The organism is Hoyosella rhizosphaerae, from assembly GCF_014643175.1.
Classification (GTDB): Bacteria; Actinomycetota; Actinomycetes; order Mycobacteriales; family Mycobacteriaceae; genus Lolliginicoccus; species Lolliginicoccus rhizosphaerae.
The window spans coordinates 166,276-186,962 of the sequence record NZ_BMJH01000001.1 but is presented as its reverse complement, the minus strand read 5'-3'; the positions used below and the strand labels follow the sequence as shown (position 1 = coordinate 186,962).

The window sequence follows — 20,687 nt, the reverse complement described above, 5'->3', positions numbered from 1 at the left end:
GATTCATTTCTCGCTTATTTTGCGGAAAGTCGGGATTACAGCGGACTGTTCAGTCCCCTATATACCCCACATTGCTATCAGAATGCTGGGAGACAGAATTGAATCGACCCGAGATCAATGGGCATTCCAGCGCATTCCTCAGCGCCACCTGCACAACTCTCGACGTCAACGGTGCTCCAGATAGTGAACGGGTTGTCATCGTCCGGACCAGCCACAACCCAACCCCAGCCGTTGTCTTCGGCGTACGCATTGATGTCATCAGTGAAGCCCGCTTCGCCGTACCCATTCCAGGAAGGGTCGTCGTAGTCCCGCTCTCCGCCACCGAATACGCGCCAGTGAATCGTTTCGGTTCCAGCTGATGGAGATGTAAAGGGCCCAACAGTAATCGACGTTGTGGTGCCATCAACGGGGATCACCTGATTCTGAGTCTCGCCATCAGCGTGCACAACTAGAACCATGTTGTTGACCTTGTGGGTACCTGCTGCGTCAATCACGCCCGCAGTGAAAGTCGTCTCACCGCAATCACCGGACGCAACAAACTCAACGTCGGCTCCGTTATGGCCTGCGCTCGCAACACCAAACGATGCTCCGTAGAACAATGCACTCGCCGCGACGACTACCCCAAACCTTCGAATGGACATTCGACAACCTTCCTTATCATGCATTGTTCAGTCGACACTTTGGCCACAGATTCGGTTGCAAGACTAACGGGATTCGTGCGCGTAAACCGGACTTTTAGGAAAACTCCGACAACTAGCTTTTGGGCCCAAGGCCTGAGGCCTGCCTGCATTTCTGCCGGTTTCGCTGGTCGCGAATTTATTACCGCATCTTGCAATACCTGCATTTCACGATTTTCCGTTGTGCGTATTACAAAAGCTGGATTCAGAGCGCCACCAGCGACGCTGACGCAAGTGAGGAAACTTCGCGTTAGACCTAGCGGACTATATAAGTGACAGCTAATATAGATAGACATACCAAGAGGGAGCTGACAATGATCTCGAATCCCACCGCCATCGCCGGACTCGTCGCCCGCGAAGTACACACAGGCACCCGAGATGGCGCCCCCACCAGAATTATCGTTGCGCGCCGAACCTACTCGACCGACCAGTCAGACCTATGGGACGCGTTAACAAACGCCGAACGCCTACCCCGCTGGTTTCTTCCGATCACCGGCGACCTCACCGTCGGTGGCCACTACCAGCTAGAAGGAAACGCCGGCGGCGTCGTCGAGCAATGCAACAAACCCGAATCGTTCGCCATCACATGGGAGATGGGAGACCAAATCTCATGGGTGCGCGTACGCCTCTCCCCCAACAGCAACGGCACAGCCCTCGAACTTTCGCACGAAGCGCCCGAGGATCCAGAGTTCTGGGCACAATACGGACCCGGCGCAGGCGGAGCAGGATGGGACCTCGCACTAATGGGTCTCGGATTGCACCTCAGCAGCGGCAAATCTGTTGACCCCAACGAGGCAATCGCGTTCTCCACCTCACCCGTCGGTATCGAATTCGTCAAAGCCTCCGCCACATGGTGGGCCGACGCCGCGATTGCCGACGGCGACGACCCCGATCAAGCGCGCGCAGCCGCCGAACGCACCATCGCCTTCTACACAACCATGCCCGAAGACGAATCGCACGACTAATGAAAGACCAGCACGTCGAGACAGTGTTCGCGGCGCTAAGCGACTCCGTGCGCCGGGCAATTCTCGCCGCGTTGGGCACCGGCGAACACTCCGCAGGGACCCTCGTTTCGGAAATGCAACGTCACGCCACAATCTCGCAGCCCGCAGTTTCGCAGCACCTTCGCGTACTCCGCGAGGCTGAGCTCGTGAGTGTCCGCGCCGAAGGCAACCGAAGGTTCTACGCAATTGATCCAGCCGGAATCGCCGCTGCCCAACACTGGCTCGCTACCCTCACCGACCCGCTTGAACAGTTCAGCCAACCACTCGACGCATTGGCCACCGAAATCGCCCGCGGCAAGAGGGAGCGTCGGGGCAGCGCGTCGGGTGAGGCAGACGCACTGGGGGCCTAAGTAGTGAGCGAAACGGTGTTCGCCATGTGCAGAGAAATGCAGCAGAGTCATCGAGTTTTGCGATGCATTTTTCTGCACATGTGACAACGCGGGCGCACCGAGGGCACGAGTGAAGTTCCGGGTCCGCCGTTCGACCGACATGTTTGACCTGCGATAACCTTGTACGATTATGCGTCGCATTCATCTAGGCCAAACGAATGAGTTGCTATGAGACGAATGACCGTACTGATCGCCGCGCTTTCCCTCGTAACCACCGGGTGTTCCGCCGCTCAAGAGCTCCCGAACCCTTTCGACACGGCTGATAGGACAACGGCTAATCACGACGAGGATCCAAGTGAATCAGAGTTTGAGGTCACCATCCATGACGGGAACTCTGGTGATGCAGATGCCGACGAAGCAGATCACGATTCACAGATCGCACAAGGCCCGTGCGATAGCTTCACTGCCGCCACAGCTCACGACACCATCAACAACACAACGCAAGCCGCCTTCCCCACAGCCCCAACCCAACAAATCCGACTGCACAATCACTACTGCACTGGGCGATGGGTCGGAGCCTCAGTCAGTTTCGATGATCGCCAAGCCATACCAGCGGTCTTCGAATACAACGACGACTGGACATACTGGTTCCTCGAAGGCGTTCCCGATCATGCGGTTCACGAACGGTTTTGCACTACCGCGCCTCATGGCCTCCAGCAATGGATGAGCACCAACTGGCCCGGCAGCGCACTTTACGATTGCCACAACGCGGCACCATCCGCGACGTCTGATTCCGGCGACCTCGGACTCACAACACCCATGACAAGGCCTGCGTGTGACGGTAGCGGGATCGCCGTGGTGTATAGCGCCACCACCCCCGGCCGGTACGCAAACGAAGTGCAAAACGCACTCAATCAACACTCAGGTGCGCGCTACCTGCGGACCGACCAAGCCTGCCCATCACTGCGTCAGTCCTTCAACGGCAACCCCATCTACGCGGTGTACTTCCCCGCCGGAAACACACACGCCCAAATCTGCTCCACAGTGCGTCGACTCGGAGGTAACGCATACGGACGCTGGCTCGACACCACCAGCGACCCGGCAGAACTCATCGCTTGTTAGATCCCCCCCTACAGGTTGAGCGTTCTGGGCTGTAAGGCCTGACCACCGAACTTGATTCGGCCCGCGATTTGGGCAGCTTGCTCAGAGAAATACGGCCACAGGTCCACGCTTCCCGTGGTCACCTCAATAGTGATAAGCGACGAAGCCTCAGGCGACGGCACAAGGTATTGGACGGACCGTGACTCAGCTTCCACAGTGTCGTCGAGCGACGTAATCGATGGTGGCACTGCGACTTTCTGGCCCCTCAGCACCCGGACGGCCCGACCATTCGCCAGCGGCACAACATCGACCTGGGCCTGCGGATGCTTCACTGCACAGATGCTGCGGATCGCATCGACAGCAGCCCCGCGACCGTCGTTCGAACCTGCGCTGCGATTCAGCTCGGAATACGCGACGATGAGCATGGCGCATTTCTCGGGTGTCTCGCCTGGTTTGCTGAGCACTGCTGCGTACGTGATTCCTGAGTCTCGGAGTGTGCCGCCGAGATCCGCGATGGCGGTTTCCGCCGCGCGATCCCCCGCAAATTCATGCCCAGCCGGAAGATTCGCCAGCAGCGCTTTCGCACCTGTTTGACGTTCAGATTCGTCCGCATCCAATGGAATAGCAACAGTCCCCGGCGGGACCGACAGCCCGATCATCGAAGGGACCCCTTGCTAACGTCTGTGGTCGTGTACTGCAAGTACGACTCATGTTGCGGTGGTTTTGGTGCTCGGACAGAACGGTCGCGATGACAAGCGCTAGGCAGGAGTCGATCAGCTTTGTGGTATATCCAGTTCTTTCCGATGACTCGCTTGCGGTTAGTTCGTACTAGCTCACGCCGAACAAATGTCAGGGCTGGGTCGATGCGATATATGACAAGACAGGTAAATTGGCGTGTCCAGCCCACCCATTGGTAGCCATGTTGCTCGGCGATTTTGGTGTAGTCGCGCTTGGGGATCTTCATTTCGTACATGGAGATGTACACCTCGTCACGCCCATCGAGAAGCTCAATGAAGCGGGCAGTCTGTTGCTCGACAGTCATACGCCGCCCCTTCAGCAAACTCGAAACGTGAACCGCAGTCCAAGCCACGTACCAAACCACAAAATTGACTAGGCCGAACACCACCAAGAATGCCAATATGGCTCCACCCATCAGTTGCTCCTGCTTTCCTGTGATGCGCTGATTTCGTCACCGAGGTCGAGCACACTGTTTTTGATCCGTTCAGCGCCGTGGACGATTGGGCTTGGATTCATCTCATGAAGAGTTCCAGTTCGCGCAGCGTCCACGTGATAGAGCACGGGGGTGTGAAGAATATCGACTACATCGCTCAGAACAGCCCCACTTCCAGCGAGTCCCAGCGCCGGGGCAGCCTTACCTGCAATTTGGCCGAACGGGATCAGCCCTGCTCCATTCATTGCGACATCACTCCAATCGGTGTTGTCGGCGCCTGCTGTCGCTGCGACCGCAGACCCGATCGTCGCCGCCACTCCTAGGCCTAGTGCGGCTGGTCCGATCACCGCCGCGGCGGCTTGGGTAAAACCGAATGGCATCACGGCGAGGACTGCTGCGGTCATGCCGAGGTAGCTGCTGAGTTCACCCATTACCGCCGAGATCGCACCGATGAGTTCGGCATTTTCCTCGATGAATTCCCAACCGAGTTCGCCGAGATCGAGGAGCGCTTCCAGCACATTGTGGAATGCCTGCGCGAAGCGTTCGAGCCATCGAGGTCCGTCCGGCGCCTTGTCTGCCGCGGCATCGAGACGTCGCGCGATGTCGTCAGCTGTGCGCTGGTGTTCTTGGAGTAATTGGCGAGCCTGCCAGCGAATGTGCTCCAGCACCTCATTTGCACTGTCGAGTTGCTGCCGCGCCTGCCGATGCCGGTCCACAGCTGCAAGATCGCCCACCGTGATATGTAGGTCCGGGTTGGCTTCTGCGGCTACCACTACGCGAAGTGCAGCCTTCGCTTCTGCTTCGAGCCTCGCTGCTTTGTCCTGAAAAGTGGCCAGCAATGTGGCCCAGTCCCGCAATGCGCGGGACGCATCCGTGAACGATTCCGCACCCATGCCAACCAGCGGCATGAACTCGGTAATCGCCGTTGCGAAATGGTTGGCAGCCTCTCCGGTCCAGGTGCCATTGCCTACCTGGATGTTGCGCAAGGAGTGGTGTGCATCGTCGAGCTGGCGCGCAACCAATTCGAACTGGTCGGCAAGCGCCTCGACATCGGGCAGGCTGCCTGGTGCCGGGTCGAACCTAAGGGCAGAAAAATCAGCTGTCCTCGGACTGATGGTGGAGAATCCAGTCATAGTCCCGAGACGGCTCTCAAAACTGTCGCTGAGAACTGTCACCGGTCACCGCCTGGTCTGTACATTCCGGTGTGGGCTCGTTCGGCTGCGGCATACAACTTGGCTGTTTTGCTGATTCCCTCGCTCATGAGGTCGCTTGCCTTGCTCAGCTCGGTGACGCCGTGTTCCCACCGCTCGTGGAAGTTCTGTGCAGCCGACGCCAGCGTGTGTGAGCCCAGGTCGAACACCCTGGCGCGCCCCAGTTCGCGACTGGCCTGCGCCATGGTCGACGCAACCTCGCCAAGAATCCCCCCGATGCGCTGGAGTTCTTGTGAAGACACTTCGAGCTCGTTCATCCCATCCCCCTATAGGCGTCGTCGTACTAGACGTCAGATAAGTACGACGCACCGACGCACCGGTTTGGTTCCACCTCGCGTCGAGAATGTTTGCTCTCGTCGCACGTGCAGAGAAATGCATCACCTAGCCCGCCGAGGATCATGCATTCTTCTGCACATGCGTTAAGCCGGACCACCCCGCAGCCCGGAGCGTTTCGTCGATGTGCGCCACCAGCGTCGACGGGTGTTGAGTCGACTCGTTCAGCACCCGAATAACACGCCACCCCGAGCGCATAAACGCGTTCGACCGAAGCGCATCCCGCCGAGCCTGTCGCGAATCGGTGAAATGGTGCGCGCCTTCATACTCGACTGCGACTTTCCACTCCGGCCAGGCCAAGTCGGCGCGCCCGAGAAAGGTTCCGGACGCGTCACACACCACATGCTGGGTAACCGGTCGCGGGAAGCCCGCCTGGATGATGAGCAGCCGCAGATACGTTTCCCGCGGCGATTCAGCGCCGTCATCGGACAGCTCGATTACACTGCGCAATGCCCGAATCCCACGGTGGCCACCATTGTCGGCGGCGAACTTCGCTAGTCGTTTCGGGGTGAGATAGGTCGCCTGATACAGCGCGTCGACCATCGCGACAGCTTTGTAAAGTGGTTGGCGCCGCGCCAGATCGAATGCTGTGCGTGCTGGCGTGGTGACGCGCATTTGGCGTTTCACCGTAATGTCGCTTCGCCGCAGACGATCTCGATGGACCGCCAATCCCGTTACGGCCGCTGCTTTGCGGTACACGATCTCAGGTGCGCCGTTAGGAAGGTATCGGGTGCCGTGGACTGCTGCGGCGGAAACGCCCGACAGTACGCACTTGCCATCAGCCCACACCCACGCAGCCCGCGCCTTCAGCAGCGGGGTGACCTCATGCTGGGGATCGACGTAAACACCGCTGAGTAGGCGCCGATAGCGGGCGAGTTCGCCGCGAGTGACACCTCGTTGGCTGGGTTTGAACGGTTGCACATCTGTGGTGACGCACACGCGGGCCCGCGGGATTCACTTGGTCGACCACGTCACAGTTCCCGGTTCGCATGTGCAGAGAAATGCATGATCGGGAGCCGCGGTTCCGCTGCATTCTTCTGCACATGCTGAAACACCGCCCCTTATGCTGATCATGTGGATCACCAAGCACCCCTCGAGTTTGCGCAACGCCTGGTGGCGCTCCTCGAAACCGGGCGGAGGGTGTCTACCTACAAACTCGCGACACTCATGGCGATGATCGACGTTTGTGTCGAGAACGAAGTGGGCCCCGAGGCGACATTCGCGATTCCGATCAGCGAACTCACCCACCGCGTCATCGGCTATTACTGGCGACAGGTGCGCCCCTACGCGGAACATGGAATCCTGCATCAGTCATCCCAAAAGGCAGCGATCCCTGCATTCATCGCCCACACGCGGCCCATCCTTCAGGCCAAGAAGCTGCACACCCCCGAAGCTGCTCGCGAAGTCGGCGACCCAGACTATTTCTCGCTCGTCAACAAGGTTCAGCGGAAACTCATCCATAACCCTCTCACCTACCTGCAAACGCCGAATGCCAAATCATTCACAGGCACAACCGATTTCATCTTCGATTCCAGCGCGTTCAGCAACAAGATGACGAGCGCTGAACTCGATGCCATCGGATGGATGATCGTCCTTAAACCTGGGGTCGCGCATGCGATGCGCGAGTTAGCTGGCCTGATACGTCCTGTCATCGAAATCATGTGGACAGATGACGTCGTGCGTTGGAACCGCCATGAGCTCGAAACCGACGACCTCGCAGGGTTCCTCTTTGGCAGTGATCGGTCGAGCCTTGCCGTCGTCGGCCCGCATCTCCGCGATCTTCAAAACAACCGCTGCTTCTACTGCGACACGAAGCTCCCTAAGACTCTCCACATCGATCACGTCATCCCGTTCTCGAAGGTTCCCCTCGACGGGATTGCGAACTATGTCGCCGCTGATGCACGGTGCAACCTCGACAAATCCGCGACGCTACCCATCCGCGAGCACACGGATCGGGCACTGGCGCGCGACAAGACAGATCTCGCCAGCATCAGTGAACACACACGCGTGCCCGTACTGCTTACAAGGACGCAGAAGGCTAGTGCGGGGATTTACAACGGTCTTCCGCCAGGGGTACCGCTGTGGGTCGGGCGCGGCAGCTATTCCCCCTTCGGCGCCTGAACCACATGTGCAGAAAAATGCATCACCCAACACACACTTTTCGATGTATTTTTCAGCACATGCGAACCAGAAAAACCAAAGCGTCAATCTAGGTTGACAACCGCTGGGCGTCAACCTAGATTGACTTGTATGACCTCACCACTGGAAGATTCGGTCGCGGCAGGAGACCCGGCCGTCGGACTACAAGCCGTTGTTGCGTTGCGAAAACTCGCCGACCAACTCGAGGCAGTTCATGTCAGCAATGCACGGACACACGGATGGTCCTGGAACGAAATCGCCCAGCGGCTCGGAGTCAGCCGACAAGCCGTGCACAAAAAATACGGGAAGTAGCAGCCATGTTCGAACGCTTTTCACGATCAGCCCGCGCCGGTGTCGTCCTCTCACAAGAGGAGGCAAGAGACGCCGGAGCCGATCGCATCACCCCCACCCACCTCATCCTCGGCGTGCTCGGATCTCTGGATGCCGATACCAGCACCGCCCTCTCTGCACTCGGTGTCAGCGCCGATTCGATTCGCGAAAACGCCAAAGACACAGTGTTCACGACCGGCGAGACTGAAGCATTGCGCGAAGTAGGGATTGACCTCAACACAATCGCCGACACCATAAATAAGCGATTCGGTTTCGACATCCGCCGCCCTATCCGCAAACGCTTCCGCACCGGACACATACCGTTCAGCACTGGCGCCAAAAAGTCGCTGGAGCTGGCGTTGCGCGAAGCAATTGCACGTAAGGACCGCACTATCGGCGCAGAACACGTACTGCTCGGCATCATCCGGAGCGACGACGCCGAGGTACTTGCAGCGATCGAAGCAATCGTGCCGCGCAGCCAACTTCGACAACGGCTTCACGAAATGCTCGACGAACCCGCCGCCTAGGATTCGTCGTCGTCGATCTCGGGTGCGGTGAGCGGCAGCCTGACGATGAACCGGGTATCGCCCGGTACGGATTCGACGCGGATGTCGCCGCGGTGTTTGTTGACGACGATGCGGAATGAGATGTCGAGGCCGAGCCCGGTTCCTTCGCCGACGGGTTTGGTGGTGAAGAAGGGTTCGAAGATCCGGCTTTCAATCTCTGGGGGTATGCCTGGCCCGGAGTCAATGATTACTACAACTAAATAGTCGTTTTCCCTGTACGTCCGCACGGTCAATGTGCCGTGTTCGCCCATTGCTGCGGCGGCGTTGTCGATGAGATTGGTCCACACCTGGTTGAGTTCGGCCGCGTAGCAAGGCAGTTTGGGCAGGTCACGGTCGTAGTCTTTCACCACGGTGATGCCGTCGCCGATTTTGCCGCCGAGCATGATGAGGGTGCTGTCGAGAAGTTCGTGCACGTCAACGACTTGGAAGGGTGCCCGGTCCATTTGGGAGTACTGTTTCGCTGCGCCGACAAGCGAGGTGATTCGGTTGGTGGAGTCGGCGATCTCGTTGAGGAGTAGTTCAGTTTCGATGGTGTAGTTCAGCCACCGCAAGGCACCTTCGAGCATGGTTGCGTCGCCCGCGTGCTCCCCGGTGGTTGCTTCCACTTTGTCGAGCCAGTCAACTGTGATTCCGGCTTGCACGAAGGTGGGTGCAAGGTCCCAGCCGCCTGAGATGTCGTGGTCGTCGAACCAGTCGCCGAGTTCGTCTTCGCGGTCGGCTTCCTCCATGGGTGTGAGGGTGGGTGCTTTTGCCGCGAGTGCTACGGCTTCTTCTTGCAGGGTGATGAGGATGTCGAGGGCTGCGGGGTCGACCTCACTCTTTGCGATCGTTCCGAGTTTGTGGCGCATTCCTGCGACGCGGTCGCGTAGCGCTGAGGTGGCGCGTACTGCTGCGGCGGCTGGGTTGTTGAGTTCGTGTGTGAGGCCAGCCGACAGTGATCCGAGCGCGAGTAGTCGTTCGCGTTGTCCGATGATTCGGCGCGTGTTTTGACCGCCGAAGAACACACCTTCGAGTAGGTGCACGGCCATGGGGAACCATTGCTGCATCATCCGCGAGAACGTGCCCGCGTCGAGGACGAAGAATCGTGCTGGTTTGGTGACGTACATCGATGCTTGGTAGGTCTGTTCCACACGGTCGCCTAGGAACGATGACCAGGCACCCGAGTAGGCGCCGCGGTGGGCGCTTCGGACGGTTTCGATTTCCTGTCCACCCGACATTTTGCGGAGCGCGATCTCGCCTTCGATGAGGACGTAGAAGCAGGTTGCGGGGTCGCCTTCGCGGACGACTGGGCCGACGTCGAAGGTTTCGATGTGGCCGTCGCGGCAGAGCCAGTCGAGTTGTTCGTCGTCGAGTTTCTCGAACAGAAATAGGGTTTTGAGTTCCGCCCTGTCGCAGGGCGTGCGGTTGCTCATGGCTTTGCCAGGTATCTGTGGACGAGCATGACGGCCATGGCTCCTTCTCCTACTGCGGAGGCGACTCGTTTCGCCGATTCTGACCGAACGTCCCCAGCGACGAATATGCCTGGGACGCTGGTTTCGAGGTAATGGGGTTCGCGGTCGAGGGTCCACCCTTTTGGTTTCGCACCGTCGATTGACAGGTCTGGCCCGGCGAGCACAAAACCTCGACTGTCGCGCTCGACGACGCCATCGAGCCATTCGGTTCGTGGTTCTGCACCGATGAAGAGGAAAAGCCATCCAGCGTCAACATCTTCGTCGTGACCGCCGGAACGCAGGGTGATGCGCTCGAGGCGGTCGTCACCGGCGACGTCGACGACCTCGCAGCCTGTCCGCACAGTGATGTTGCTGATCGCCTGAATCTGTTTAATCAGGTAGTGCGACATCGACTTTTCCAGCGACGGTGCACGAACGACGATGGTGACTGATTTTGCGCTGCGAGACAGATAAACGGCGGCTTGCCCAGCTGAGTTCGCGCCACCAACGATGTAGACGTCTTCGTTTGCGCAGCGCGGTGCCTCACTCATCGCCGAGCCGTAGTGCACGCCGCGGCCGGTGAATTCGGCGACTTGCGGTGCCGGATGCTGCCGGTAGGCGACACCTGTTGCGACGATCACTGTGTGTGCCGCGAGTTCCCCGCCATCGGCGAACCGGACAACTTTGGCGGCCCCACGAGCGTCGAGTCCGATCACGTCACGGGTGGTGACGATTTCCGCCCCGAACTTCGCCGCTTGACGACGGGCTCGGTCGGCGAGTTGGGCACCGGATACGCCATCAGGGAAACCCAGGTAGTTTTCGATTCGGGAACTTTGTCCTGCTTGGCCGCCGGTAGCGGTGCGTTCCACGAGTACCGTGCGGAGGCCCTCCGAGGCGCCATACACGGCGGCGCCAAGCCCGGCAGGTCCCCCGCCGACGACGATGAGGTCATAGAAGTCGCATTCGGGGGTGGTACTTAAGCCCACGTGGTCAGCGAGCTGTGTGTCCGTCGGATTGATCAGCACCTCGCCTGTGGCGGTGACGACGACGGGTAAGTGTTCCTCGTCTGCACCGGCTGCGTCGAGCAGCCGCATTCCTTCGGGTTCGTCGGACATGTACCAGCGGTACGGCAACTGGTTGCGCGCCAGGAAGTCCCGAACCTGCGCCGACCGCGCGGACCAGCGATGCCCGACAATCTTCGCCTCCGGCACTGACCGGTGCTCGGTCGTCAGCCAGGCATCGAGTTGGGCGTCGATTACGGGGTACAGCTTCTCTTCGGGAGGATCCCACGGCTTAAGCAAGTAGTAGTCGAGGTCGACCACGTTGATTGCGTCGATGGCGGCGTTGGTATCCGCATAGGCAGTAAGCAAGACCCGACGAGCTTGCGGATGGAGATCCATTGCTTGTTCGAGGAATTCAAGCCCGTCCATTTCTGGCATGCGGAAGTCCGCGATCAGTACGGCGACGGGCTGTCCTCGTAGTTTCGTTTCGCGCAACGCCTCCAACGCGTCTTTACCGGACTGCGCTCGCATGATGCGGTAGTCCTCACCGAAGCGCCGCCGCAGGTCACGGACAACCGCGCGCGACACACCAGGGTCGTCATCGACGCTCAGGATGACAGGTTTTAGCTGCGCGGGCGGTGCACTGGGGCCGCTCGGTTGGGTCATGGCTACCAGTATGCCGACCGCAGCCGAATCAATCCTGCTGTTGTCGCGGACACGTCAGCAATCTTGAACGCCCAGATGAGTTCACCGAATTGGTTCGACAGTTCTGCCGTCGGCATTGAGCAAAGTCGCCGCGGAGTGGAGGCACGCGCAATAGCCTTGACGCAACAGACCTACAGTGAGAGCAGGAGATTATGGCGTTTACCGTCGGCTATTTTGTTGGGAGTTTGTCGTCCACGTCCATCAACCGTACGCTCGCGAAGGCTTTGATTCGCCTCGCCCCTGCTGACCTTGATTTCGTCGAAATCCCGATCAAAGACCTGCCGCTGTATTCGCCAGACTTTGACGCTGATTACCCGCCAGAAGGCCAAGCGCTGAAGCGGGCCATAGCCCAGGTTGACGCAATTCTTTTTGTGACGCCCGAGTACAACCGGTCGATTCCGGGCGCATTGAAGAATGCGATCGATTGGGCCAGCCGTCCCTGGGGGCAGAACTCTTTCGATCACATCCCGGCCGCAGTAATCGGTGCAACACCAGGCGCGATTGGGACAGCGCTCGCGCAGCAGGCGCTTCGCGCCGTGTTGTCCTACTGCAATGCGCGCCAAATGACAGCGCCCGAAGGTTACATTTCGTTGAAACCAGGACTCATCACTGAGGACGGGGCCGTGACCAACGAATCAACAGAGAAGTTTTTGAGCGATTTCATGGTTGAGTTTCGGGACCATATCGAACGCGTCCTGACGGTGCTACCGCGCAGGAGCTAGTTTAGTTTCCGCGTCGGTGGACGATGACGAACGCTGCTGCGCCGATGACAAGTGCTACGCGGGGGGTTGTCGGTTACCCAAGTTGATGTGCCACGTTCACTTGGACTTCCTGCGCATTCGGGTCCTGATGGTCCAGAGGTGCCGAAGACACACGTGGAGAGGTAGTAGCCAGCTTCTGGGTCAAAGCCGGAACCGGTGACGGTGCCTGAGTCGCCTGTCGTAAGGCCTGTTGATGGCTCGACTGCGAGAGTTGGTTCGGCGGTCGCTACGGCTGAACCGATGGTGAGGGTAGCGACAGTGGTGGTGAGCGCGACAGCGAGGCAGTGTTGTGTTTTCATGTCTCCCCAGTTCTCGCCAGAATACGCACTGGAGGTTAGGCTAACCTATAGCAGTTAGAAAGGGTGGTGATGGTACATGGCACAGGCGTCGACTTCAGATTTGGGTTTTGCAGCGCGGTTGCGGTCTCGCACCGCCGCAGCGCACCGCGACGCAGAAGGGTCTCCATTCATCGACGCCCTCACCCACGGCACGCTCCCCTTGCCGGACTATGCGCGTTTCCTGCGCCAGTTGTTCGTCATCTACACCGCGCTTGAGCAAAGCGGTCGGTTACGCGCTACCGACCCGACGGTGGTGCCGTTCCTTGATGACGGGCTTCTGCGCGTCCCTGAACTCAGCCGTGACCTGGCCTACATCGACGGACCGGACTGGGAATTGCGCATTAATCCGCTGCCTGCGACGACCGAATATGCCAACAGGATCACCGAGGCGTCTGTTGATTCCGCCGCCGGTTTCATTGCCCACCACTATCTGCGCTACCTCGGCGACCTCTCCGGCGGGCAGATCATGCGCCGGGCAGTTGAACGCGCCTACGGCTTCACTACCGACGGAGTGCGATTTTTCCGCTTCGACGCCATCCCCAACGCAAAGCCGTTCAAGGATGCCTACCGCCGCCACCTCGACACCATCCAACTGACTGACGCTGAACAGGAACTCATCATCGCCGAGGCAAACCTTGGGTTCGCTCACAACCGAGCATTGTTCGTGGAACTTGGGCAAACCCAGTGACGATGTCACTCACCGCGCGGCCCACGAGACTCCTAACCGCTGTCCTGGTAGCGACGGCTCTAACGGCTTGCAGCACCGCAACATCGACCGTCCCCAGTCAACGAACCGTCCCCAGTCAACGAACCGTCCGCGGCACGATTCACGAACCCCGACTCGGTGGTCCACACGCCGTCACCAGTACCGACCTTCCCCGTCACTGTCACTTCGTTTGACGGCGTCGACGTCACCGTCACTGATTCAAGTCGCATCATCGCCGTAGATCAGTACGGGACGCTGGGCGAAACCGTGTTTGCGCTCGGTCTCGGCGAGAACCTTGTTGGCCGCGATACGTCCACGAGTTTCCCAGCCGCCGCGCATTCCCAAACGTCACACCAGGCGGCCATAGTCTCAACGCAGAAGCACTCAACCCCACTGTCGTTTTGACCGACACCACCGTGGGTCCGCGCGCTGTACAGCGTCAACTTCGCGATGCGGGTATACCTGTGGTCTTCTTCAATCCGGCTCGCACACTCGACGGGGTGGCTGATCAGATTCGCGCCGTGGCCAACGCCCTCGGTGTGAACGCAGCAGGTGAAGATCTTGCCAACCGGATCACCGGCGACATCAAGGACGTGCGGGCAGAGATCCCCGAAACCGACCCGCCACTACGAATCGCGTTCCTTTACCTGCGGGGCACTGGCACTCAACTCATCGCTGGGCCCGGATCGGGAGCGGACGAACTGATTACCGCTGTCGGTGCTGAATGTGCGGGGACTGCCGCCGGTTTAGCGAATCCGGTTACACCGATTACGAGCGAGGCGCTCATCGACGCAAGTCCGGACGTGTTGATATTGATGCAAAGCGGGCTCGATTCGGTGCGCGGCGTCGACGGACTGCTGACCATACCCGGGATCAAGCAGACACCCGCTGGACGCGATGCTCGCATCGTCACCCTCGACGAAACAGGGATGCTCAGTTTCGGGCCCCGCACACCCGACACGATTCGCGCCGTAGCGGCGGCAACCTATGAATCATGACAACGGTGACGTCGCACCGACGGAAGGTGGCGATCCCAGTGCTGGCCATAGCGGTCGTGGTCGCCGCTATAGTCTCGGCATGCCTCGGTCAGGTGGCGACCGCGCCGCTTGATGTCGCCAGTGTGCTCCTGCGCCAGTTTGGGGTCGGCATCATCGCCGAACCGTCTCATCCCCTCGCTGAAGTAACTCTGCTGAAAGTGCGGTTTCCTCGCATAGTTCTAGCTTTGCTTGTCGGCGCTTGCCTTGGTTGCGCAGGCGCTTTACTGCAGGGCGTTTTCGCCAATCCGCTTGCCGAGCCTGGGATCGTCGGCGTCTCTGCCGGTGCAGCCGTTGGTGCTTCCGCAGTGATCGTTGTCGGGGGCGCGTTCGCCGCAGCCTGGTCTGTCACCGCTGCGGCCTTTGCCGGAGGCTGCGCCGCAACCTTCATTGTCTATGCCCTCGCCCGCTTCGACGGCCGGACCGAGGTAGTGACGCTCGTGGTGACGGGCGTGGCGATCAACGCGTTCTGCGGCGGGCTCATTGCGTTCTTCACCTTCGCCGCCAGCCAGTCCGCGCGGGAGCAAATAGTATTCTGGCAGCTCGGTAGCCTTAACGGCGCGACCTGGCAAGCCGTGGCTGTCGTGGCACCATTAACTGTGGCGGGTGCGCTATGCGCGGTGCTCCTCGGGCGGCAGCTCGACTTACTCGCACTCGGTGAACCCTCGGCCCGACACCTCGGCGTCAATGTGGAACGACTCAAACAGTACATAGTCGTTGTTGTGGCAATTCTGGTCGCCGCAGCGGTGTCGTTAACCGGCATCATCGTGTTCATCGGTCTGGTGGTCCCACACCTGATCCGCATGATCGTCGGCCCAGCCCACCGATTTCTTGTGCCCGCAAGTTTGCTTGGTGGCGCGCTGGTGCTTGTCATCGCAGATCTTGGGGCACGCACACTAATCAACAATGCCGATCTTCTACTCGGAATGCTCACCGCTCTCGCAGGTGGACCGTTCTTCCAGTGGCTCCTGCGGCGCACCCGCGCCCGTCAGAGAGGCTGGGCATGACCCTCATGGAGGCTAGAGGAATTACCGTCAGCCGCCGTGGCACCCTCGTCTTGAAGGACGTGAGCTTGTCCATCAATGCGGGCGAGGTGTTGATGCTTGTGGGGCCCAACGGCGCTGGAAAAACAACTTTGCTTGCCGCGCTGTCCGGCGACATTGCGCACGCGGAGGGCCACATCACCTGAGGCGGATCACCGCTCCATAAGGTTTCGCCGAAAAGGGCCGCACAGTTGCGGGCAGTGCTCCCCCAGCAGCACACCGTCGGGTTTTCGTTCACAGCCCGCGAAGTCGTTGAGATGGGACGCTCGCCTTGGTTGCGCACCCCGCACGAAATCGATGACGCCGTCGCGGTTGCCGAGGCGATGGAATTGTGCGATGTCGAGCGGTTCGCTGACAGACCGTTCGCATCTCCGTCGGGCGGAGAGCGCGCCCGCGTGGCACTCGCGCAGGACACAGGCATCTTGCTGCTTGATGAACCAACTGCCGCGCTGGACCTTCGTCACCAGGAGGACGTGATGCGGATCGCGCGAACTAGGGCCGATGCGGGGTGCGCCGTCGTGGTGGTGATGCATGACCTCGGCCTCGCCGCGGCCTACGGCGACCGTGCCGTCATCCTCTGCGAGGGTCGCGTTCATTCGAATGGTCCGACACGTGACGTCATCACAAGCGGTGCGCTCAGTGAGGTGTACGGGTTACCGGTGACAGTGATCGACCTTCCGGGAACCACCCATCCGGTAGTGGTTCCAGCCCGGTAAAGGTGACGCCGAGCAGTCGCCGTCACAGCACTAGTCGCACATAACCCATGTTTGTGGCCACGAACCAAAAACAGTACGGCGGGGCACCCGGATAATATGTCCGTGCGCCCCGCCGTGTGCAGTCGCAATTGACTGCTAGAAAGCTGAGTCTCAGCTGAGGAACTCGAAGCCGCCGTCAGCTCCGGCCTCGCCGCCGCCGCCGAGTGATCCAAAGACATCAAAGAATGCACTGAATGCTCCGAAGAGGTCAGCAAAAACTTCCAAGCTACCCATAATTAACTCCTGATTTGTCGAACAATAGTTTCTCGTTGAGCCCAACGTGGCGCCCTTTAGTATTGAAACATTCAAACTCGTCAAGGTAAACAGTTTCGCCTGAAATTGATCCTCGGAGGATGCAGCAAACCGGTCGCACAGACAACAATTATAGATAATACCGACATGAAACTTATGTTCACCTGATTACGAACTCTAGATCAAATACAGCCACGCAAGACAAAGTGTCATTAATTCTAATAAACGCGTTACACCTGCATTTACCGAACTTGCTATCGCGGCCCGTAAGGACCCTGGTCGAGCGCACTGCAACACCACAGCCTGCGGCATATTCTCACGATGGAAGGAACCTGCCGCTACGTCTCACAATGTAGACATAACTGGCAGAATATGAAACGAGCACAGAGCGGCAACCGTGTAGACCTGCCACCGTTCTATCAATTTCGCGCAATCAGAGACGCCCAGCCACTGACAGCCCGGAAATCCAACGAATGCGCCTCATTTCCCCTTTTGCGTACCCATACACCGAGACCGCGCCGAAACAATAAACCGGACTATTCAGACATTACGTGAAACGGCACAATGGCCCCCGCCTTCCCACGTTCGCCGATCATCGTGGTGGGCCGCGCCAAGCGCTGGCATACTCAAAGGGAATACCGATATCAATGGAGAGGCAGCCCCATGAATGAGCGCAGCACTAACCAGGCAGGTACCGGTTCGAACGATGTGTCGAACGTAGGCGGCAAGAAGAATGTTGCCTACCTATTGATCGCCGTGGCTGTGGTTGCGATACCGGGTGCTCTCATGGCGGCAGCAGGCTCAATGACGGGTGTCGCCATCGCGCTGGGCGTTGCCGCCGCCGTATTCCTCATTGTCGGCATCGTCCTGTGGCGTCAGGCCGCGGTAGTGCTCTCCGAGGAACTGCCGGACACAAATGACCGGCAGAACTCATCGGAAGGCCGCGGGCCACTTAGCGAGTAAACAGGTCAGTACTGGCCTCGCCGAAGTGGTCGCCGCAAGGTGTCGAGCCCTGCGGCGCTCGCATACCGCGCAATGCCTACGAGCGGATGCTGGCGCGCGTCGGGTTCTTTGGAATCTCCCATGCGCCACAATTGCGTGGTGTGCCAGGTGAGTTCGCTTGCGGCATCGAGTTTCTTCACACCGATGCGCCGTGGTCGCACCGTGCTCGCCGCTGCGTCTCCCGCGATGAGTCGCGCCGGAAGGTCAGGTTCCAACGCCATGGGACGACCAAGGCCGACGACGTCAATGTCACCGCTGCCAATTGCTTCGTTCATGACGCTGCCGGTTCGGAATCCACCGGTGAGCATGATCGGAACATTTACTTCTGCTCGCACCTTGCGCGCGAAGTCGAGGAAGTATGCTTCGCGGGACACGGTGGAAGCTTGAGGATTTCCGAGCATCAACGCGGGCGCTTCGTAAGTGCCACCAGATATTTCAATCAGGTCGATTCCAGCTGATGCGAGCTCAGCAACAACTGCGAGCGATTCTTCCTCAGTAAATCCTCCTCGCTGGAAATCCGCCGAGTTGATCTTGACGCTCACCGGCGTTTGCGGACCCACTTCAGCGCGTACAGCGGCCACGATTTCCAGAAGGAAACGTCGGCGGCGCTCAGGTGTGCCGCCCCATTCGTCGGTGCGCACGTTCGTCAGCGGCGACAGGAACTGACTAATGAGATAGCCATGCGCGGCGTGAATCTGCACGCCTGTGAAACCTGCGCGCACCACCAATCCTGCTGTGGTGGCGTACCGGCGAATGAGGTCAATTATCTCGTCGTGCTCGAGTGCACGCGGGGTGCCGAATGCGCCTGCCATCCCACTTACGGGAATGGCGGAGGGAGCGACGGGGGTGTTGCTGAGGTTGCGGGGCACCTGCCGTCCTGGATGGTTTATCTGCACCCATGCCTGGGTGTTGTTCGCAGTGGCGGCGGCGGCCCACTCACTCATTGCCGACTGGTGGCGGTCGTCTTCGATTGCGACATTGCGGGGTTCACCCAGCGCTCGACGGTCCACCATCACATTGCCGGTAATCAGCAGCCCGGCGCCGGAATTCGACCATCGCTCGTAGAGGGTGACGAGCTTGCGGTCTGGCGCATGAGATCGGTTGCCCAATTGCTCGCTGAGGGCCGCTTTCGCGATCCGGTTACGCAGCGTTGTCCCACACGGAAGCGTGAGTGGTGTGTCCAGTCCTGGAACGGTGGTCATGGGCTCTCCGTCATTCGAGTATCACTGTTGACCCGCGGTCAATAATGTTTTCAAGGCTACGTCGACAAATCCACACATGCAATACCCCCACCAATCACACCGCAACGGCTAGCGTTTATTTATGCGCCGCCTACTAGGCCTCATCTCGACGTTCGACCACAACGTAATGGCCCACTCCGCCACCCTGCGCCCATCTTCGCTCGACACAGGCATGCAGTTCGCGAGCACAATCGCCAACTACAGCAAGCCCTGGATCGCGATATCGCTCCTTCTCTCGCGGCACCCCGGCGCACCCCGTCGAGCTGCAGTTCGGGGCATCCTGGCCGTCGGGGCGACCAGTCTCCTCGCAAACGTGGCATTCAAGTTTTCACTCCCGCGCCCCCGACCCGACCACTTCTCGATGCCGCTGCACAGGCGCCGCATCCGAATGCCAAAATCGTCATCCTTTCCATCCGGACACTCCGCCGTAGCCGCAGCATTCGCCACCGGAGTTGCCCTCGAATCACCCGCCCTCGGCCTCGCCATCGCACCCCTCGCCGCCACGGTCGCCTACTCCCGAGTCCACAACGGCGTGCACTGGCCCTCCGACGTCATCGTTGGGAGCGCACTAGGCGTCGGTATTGCCTTCGCCACCCGCCGATGGTGGGCCGCCCTCCCCGCAACCCCATCGATCAGCAACATTCCGGGTGATGCTCCAGCGCTACCCGACGGCAACGGACTCCTCATCGTCGCCAACCCTGAATCTGGCAGCGAATCCGACACACTCCGCGACAGCATCAAAGAATTGCTACCGCACGCTGAATTTGTTGACATCCCGATCGGTGAAACCCAAGCCGACACCCACGCAAAACTCATCCAGCTCATCAAGCAACGGAACCCATCAGCGCTAGGAGTACTCGGAGGTGACGGCACCGTGCGCACGGTCGCAGCCGCAGCCGCCCTCACCCACCATCCGCTCGCAGTATTCCCAGGGGGAACACTCAATCACTTCGCTATCGACATCGGGACACTCGATGTCTGCACCACCGCAGCAGCAGTAGCATCCGGCGACTCTCGCAGAATTGACCTCGCCACCGCCATCGCCGATAGCCACACCGACCACACATTCATCAACACAGCAAGCCTCGGCACCTACCCCGCGGCGCTCAAAGTCCGCAAAAAGTGGGAACGCCATCTCGGCAAATGGATCCCACTCGCACTCGGCATGATCCGCGAACTCGCCGCAAACGACCCACTCCAACTCACCCTCGACGGGCAACACATTAGGGTTCGCACCCTCTTCATCGGCAACGGCACCTACCAACCCGCACATCGCATTCCCGTCGGCAGGTCGAGCATGGCGGACGGCAACCTCGATATCCGCATCATCAGAGCCGACCTCACACTGTCGTACACGCGCGCTCTGTACGCCGTCATCACAGGGACACTTATGACCAGCCCCACCTACCTTCGCCTGCTGTCCCCTAGCCTTAACATCGAACTCACTGACCCCGCACCGTTGGCCCTCGACGGCGACCCCGTCAGCGACGTACAGCAACTCACTGTCCGAACCGAACCGCACGCACTCACCGTTTACGCACCAATGTCTCAAGGATGA

Annotated in this window: 24 protein-coding genes and 1 pseudogene; 14 read left to right on the top strand and 11 right to left on the bottom strand. The window is 59.7% G+C overall.

Annotated elements, in window-relative coordinates; genetic code table 11:
• Positions 1-77: 77 nt before the first annotated feature.
• Positions 78-641 carry a hypothetical protein gene (locus IEW73_RS00905; protein WP_188669794.1) on the bottom strand — a complete coding sequence of 188 codons (564 nt, stop codon included), beginning with the start codon at positions 639-641 and terminating at the stop codon, positions 78-80.
• A 350-nt stretch (positions 642-991) separates the two neighbouring features.
• Here IEW73_RS00905 and IEW73_RS00900 point away from each other — a divergent pair, with 350 nt between their 5' ends.
• The 3 genes from IEW73_RS00900 (at position 992) to IEW73_RS00890 (ending at position 3,132) form a co-directional block, all read left to right on the top strand.
• Positions 992-1,642 (top strand): SRPBCC family protein, encoded by a 651-nt coding sequence (locus tag IEW73_RS00900; protein WP_188669792.1) that lies wholly within the window; start codon positions 992-994, stop codon positions 1,640-1,642.
• Complete coding sequence (locus IEW73_RS00895; RefSeq protein ID WP_188669790.1) at positions 1,642-2,031, top strand: ArsR/SmtB family transcription factor; 390 nt, start codon at positions 1,642-1,644, stop codon at positions 2,029-2,031. Before IEW73_RS00900 ends, IEW73_RS00895 begins: the two co-directional genes overlap by 1 nt.
• A 207-nt stretch (positions 2,032-2,238) precedes the next feature.
• A complete protein-coding gene (locus IEW73_RS00890) occupies positions 2,239-3,132 on the top strand; it encodes a hypothetical protein (RefSeq protein WP_188669788.1) in 894 nt (297 codons plus the stop codon).
• An 8-nt stretch (positions 3,133-3,140) separates the two neighbouring features.
• Here the strand turns inward: IEW73_RS00890 and IEW73_RS00885 are convergent, their stop codons facing one another.
• From IEW73_RS00885 to IEW73_RS00865, 5 genes are all read right to left on the bottom strand, one after another.
• Entirely contained in the window at positions 3,141-3,770 is a 630-nt protein-coding gene (locus tag IEW73_RS00885; RefSeq protein ID WP_188669786.1) for a hypothetical protein, read from the bottom strand.
• On the bottom strand, positions 3,767-4,264 hold the full coding sequence (locus IEW73_RS00880) for a hypothetical protein (protein WP_188669784.1): 498 nt from the start codon (positions 4,262-4,264) through the stop codon (positions 3,767-3,769). The genes IEW73_RS00885 and IEW73_RS00880 overlap by 4 nt, the downstream gene beginning before the upstream one ends.
• Positions 4,264-5,457: a putative T7SS-secreted protein gene (locus IEW73_RS00875; protein WP_188669782.1), complete on the bottom strand. Its 1,194-nt coding sequence runs from the start codon at positions 5,455-5,457 to the stop codon at positions 4,264-4,266. Before IEW73_RS00875 ends, IEW73_RS00880 begins: the two co-directional genes overlap by 1 nt.
• Entirely contained in the window at positions 5,454-5,750 is a 297-nt protein-coding gene (locus tag IEW73_RS00870; protein WP_188669780.1) for a hypothetical protein, read from the bottom strand. The genes IEW73_RS00875 and IEW73_RS00870 overlap by 4 nt, the downstream gene beginning before the upstream one ends.
• 139 nt (positions 5,751-5,889) lie before the next feature.
• Positions 5,890-6,747, bottom strand: a complete 858-nt coding sequence (locus IEW73_RS00865) for a type IV toxin-antitoxin system AbiEi family antitoxin (protein ID WP_229675627.1) — start codon at positions 6,745-6,747, stop codon at positions 5,890-5,892.
• A 153-nt stretch (positions 6,748-6,900) separates the two neighbouring features.
• Here IEW73_RS00865 and IEW73_RS00860 point away from each other — a divergent pair, with 153 nt between their 5' ends.
• From IEW73_RS00860 to IEW73_RS00850, 3 genes are all read left to right on the top strand, one after another.
• The gene (locus tag IEW73_RS00860; RefSeq protein WP_229675626.1) at positions 6,901-7,947 is read left to right on the top strand and encodes an HNH endonuclease; all 1,047 of its coding nucleotides are present in this window, start codon (positions 6,901-6,903) and stop codon (positions 7,945-7,947) included.
• A gap of 129 nt (positions 7,948-8,076) precedes the next feature.
• Positions 8,077-8,277 (top strand): HTH domain-containing protein, encoded by a 201-nt coding sequence (locus IEW73_RS00855; protein WP_206050436.1) that lies wholly within the window; start codon positions 8,077-8,079, stop codon positions 8,275-8,277.
• A gap of 5 nt (positions 8,278-8,282) precedes the next feature.
• On the top strand, positions 8,283-8,822 hold the full coding sequence (locus IEW73_RS00850) for a Clp protease N-terminal domain-containing protein (protein WP_188669776.1): 540 nt from the start codon (positions 8,283-8,285) through the stop codon (positions 8,820-8,822).
• Here the strand turns inward: IEW73_RS00850 and IEW73_RS00845 are convergent.
• Entirely contained in the window at positions 8,819-10,273 is a 1,455-nt protein-coding gene (locus tag IEW73_RS00845; protein WP_188669774.1) for an ATP-binding protein, read from the bottom strand. The two genes, IEW73_RS00850 and IEW73_RS00845, sit on opposite strands and share 4 nt — an antisense overlap.
• Positions 10,270-11,958 (bottom strand): NAD(P)/FAD-dependent oxidoreductase, encoded by a 1,689-nt coding sequence (locus tag IEW73_RS00840; protein ID WP_188669772.1) that lies wholly within the window; start codon positions 11,956-11,958, stop codon positions 10,270-10,272. Before IEW73_RS00840 ends, IEW73_RS00845 begins: the two co-directional genes overlap by 4 nt.
• A 191-nt stretch (positions 11,959-12,149) precedes the next feature.
• Between IEW73_RS00840 and IEW73_RS00835 the strand changes: the two genes are divergently transcribed.
• Positions 12,150-12,719, top strand: coding sequence for an NADPH-dependent FMN reductase (locus tag IEW73_RS00835; RefSeq protein ID WP_188669770.1), 570 nt, complete (start codon positions 12,150-12,152; stop codon positions 12,717-12,719).
• Here IEW73_RS00835 and IEW73_RS00830 read toward each other — a convergent pair.
• Positions 12,716-13,057 (bottom strand): neocarzinostatin apoprotein domain-containing protein, encoded by a 342-nt coding sequence (locus IEW73_RS00830; RefSeq protein WP_188669768.1) that lies wholly within the window; start codon positions 13,055-13,057, stop codon positions 12,716-12,718. The two genes, IEW73_RS00835 and IEW73_RS00830, sit on opposite strands and share 4 nt — an antisense overlap.
• A gap of 76 nt (positions 13,058-13,133) precedes the next feature.
• On the opposite strand from IEW73_RS00830, the gene IEW73_RS00825 reads away from it, so the two are divergent.
• From IEW73_RS00825 to IEW73_RS00810, 5 genes and pseudogenes are all read left to right on the top strand, one after another.
• Positions 13,134-13,784, top strand: coding sequence for a biliverdin-producing heme oxygenase (locus IEW73_RS00825; protein WP_188669766.1), 651 nt, complete (start codon positions 13,134-13,136; stop codon positions 13,782-13,784).
• A 156-nt stretch (positions 13,785-13,940) separates the two neighbouring features.
• Positions 13,941-14,207 (top strand): hypothetical protein, encoded by a 267-nt coding sequence (locus IEW73_RS16680; RefSeq protein ID WP_372433600.1) that lies wholly within the window; start codon positions 13,941-13,943, stop codon positions 14,205-14,207.
• Complete coding sequence (locus IEW73_RS00820; RefSeq protein WP_372433601.1) at positions 14,204-14,800, top strand: heme/hemin ABC transporter substrate-binding protein; 597 nt, start codon at positions 14,204-14,206, stop codon at positions 14,798-14,800. Before IEW73_RS16680 ends, IEW73_RS00820 begins: the two co-directional genes overlap by 4 nt.
• Positions 14,797-15,843: a FecCD family ABC transporter permease gene (locus IEW73_RS00815; protein WP_188669764.1), complete on the top strand. Its 1,047-nt coding sequence runs from the start codon at positions 14,797-14,799 to the stop codon at positions 15,841-15,843. The genes IEW73_RS00820 and IEW73_RS00815 overlap by 4 nt, the downstream gene beginning before the upstream one ends.
• Positions 15,840-16,595, top strand: a pseudogene (locus IEW73_RS00810) (heme ABC transporter ATP-binding protein). Before IEW73_RS00815 ends, IEW73_RS00810 begins: the two are co-directional and overlap by 4 nt.
• Before the next feature lie 150 nt (positions 16,596-16,745).
• Here the strand turns inward: IEW73_RS00810 and IEW73_RS16615 are convergent.
• The gene (locus tag IEW73_RS16615; protein WP_268236247.1) at positions 16,746-16,868 is read right to left on the bottom strand and encodes a hypothetical protein; all 123 of its coding nucleotides are present in this window, start codon (positions 16,866-16,868) and stop codon (positions 16,746-16,748) included.
• A gap of 681 nt (positions 16,869-17,549) precedes the next feature.
• Between IEW73_RS16615 and IEW73_RS00805 the strand changes: the two genes are divergently transcribed.
• The gene (locus IEW73_RS00805; RefSeq protein WP_188669762.1) at positions 17,550-17,849 is read left to right on the top strand and encodes a hypothetical protein; all 300 of its coding nucleotides are present in this window, start codon (positions 17,550-17,552) and stop codon (positions 17,847-17,849) included.
• Between the two features lie 5 nt (positions 17,850-17,854).
• Here the strand turns inward: IEW73_RS00805 and IEW73_RS00800 are convergent, their stop codons facing one another.
• On the bottom strand, positions 17,855-19,090 hold the full coding sequence (locus IEW73_RS00800) for an NADH:flavin oxidoreductase/NADH oxidase family protein (protein ID WP_188669759.1): 1,236 nt from the start codon (positions 19,088-19,090) through the stop codon (positions 17,855-17,857).
• Positions 19,091-19,211: 121 nt separating this feature from the next.
• Here IEW73_RS00800 and IEW73_RS00795 point away from each other — a divergent pair, with 121 nt between their 5' ends.
• Positions 19,212-20,687: a bifunctional phosphatase PAP2/diacylglycerol kinase family protein gene (locus IEW73_RS00795; RefSeq protein ID WP_188669757.1), complete on the top strand. Its 1,476-nt coding sequence runs from the start codon at positions 19,212-19,214 to the stop codon at positions 20,685-20,687.

Excerpts from the sequence above, each read along its gene's own strand:
- IEW73_RS00870 (WP_188669780.1), bottom strand. The coding sequence starts at position 5,750 with ATGAACGAGCTCGAAGTGTCTTCACAAGAACTCCAGCGCATCGGGGGG.
- IEW73_RS00905 (WP_188669794.1), bottom strand. The coding sequence starts at position 641 with ATGTCCATTCGAAGGTTTGGGGTAGTCGTCGCGGCGAGTGCATTGTTC.
- IEW73_RS00850 (WP_188669776.1), top strand. The coding sequence starts at position 8,283 with ATGTTCGAACGCTTTTCACGATCAGCCCGCGCCGGTGTCGTCCTCTCA.
- IEW73_RS00880 (WP_188669784.1), bottom strand. The coding sequence starts at position 4,264 with ATGGGTGGAGCCATATTGGCATTCTTGGTGGTGTTCGGCCTAGTCAAT.
- IEW73_RS00885 (WP_188669786.1), bottom strand. The coding sequence starts at position 3,770 with ATGATCGGGCTGTCGGTCCCGCCGGGGACTGTTGCTATTCCATTGGAT.
- IEW73_RS00855 (WP_206050436.1), top strand. The coding sequence starts at position 8,077 with ATGACCTCACCACTGGAAGATTCGGTCGCGGCAGGAGACCCGGCCGTC.
- IEW73_RS00835 (WP_188669770.1), top strand. The coding sequence starts at position 12,150 with ATGGCGTTTACCGTCGGCTATTTTGTTGGGAGTTTGTCGTCCACGTCC.
- IEW73_RS00830 (WP_188669768.1), bottom strand. The coding sequence starts at position 13,057 with ATGAAAACACAACACTGCCTCGCTGTCGCGCTCACCACCACTGTCGCT.
- IEW73_RS00840 (WP_188669772.1), bottom strand. The coding sequence starts at position 11,958 with ATGACCCAACCGAGCGGCCCCAGTGCACCGCCCGCGCAGCTAAAACCT.
- IEW73_RS16615 (WP_268236247.1), bottom strand. The coding sequence starts at position 16,868 with ATGGGTAGCTTGGAAGTTTTTGCTGACCTCTTCGGAGCATTCAGTGCA.
- IEW73_RS00890 (WP_188669788.1), top strand. The coding sequence starts at position 2,239 with ATGAGACGAATGACCGTACTGATCGCCGCGCTTTCCCTCGTAACCACC.
- IEW73_RS00795 (WP_188669757.1), top strand. The coding sequence starts at position 19,212 with ATGCGCCGCCTACTAGGCCTCATCTCGACGTTCGACCACAACGTAATG.
- IEW73_RS00845 (WP_188669774.1), bottom strand. The coding sequence starts at position 10,273 with ATGAGCAACCGCACGCCCTGCGACAGGGCGGAACTCAAAACCCTATTT.
- IEW73_RS00895 (WP_188669790.1), top strand. The coding sequence starts at position 1,642 with ATGAAAGACCAGCACGTCGAGACAGTGTTCGCGGCGCTAAGCGACTCC.
- IEW73_RS00825 (WP_188669766.1), top strand. The coding sequence starts at position 13,134 with ATGGCACAGGCGTCGACTTCAGATTTGGGTTTTGCAGCGCGGTTGCGG.
- IEW73_RS00800 (WP_188669759.1), bottom strand. The coding sequence starts at position 19,090 with ATGACCACCGTTCCAGGACTGGACACACCACTCACGCTTCCGTGTGGG.
- IEW73_RS00805 (WP_188669762.1), top strand. The coding sequence starts at position 17,550 with ATGAATGAGCGCAGCACTAACCAGGCAGGTACCGGTTCGAACGATGTG.
- IEW73_RS00815 (WP_188669764.1), top strand. The coding sequence starts at position 14,797 with ATGACAACGGTGACGTCGCACCGACGGAAGGTGGCGATCCCAGTGCTG.
- IEW73_RS00900 (WP_188669792.1), top strand. The coding sequence starts at position 992 with ATGATCTCGAATCCCACCGCCATCGCCGGACTCGTCGCCCGCGAAGTA.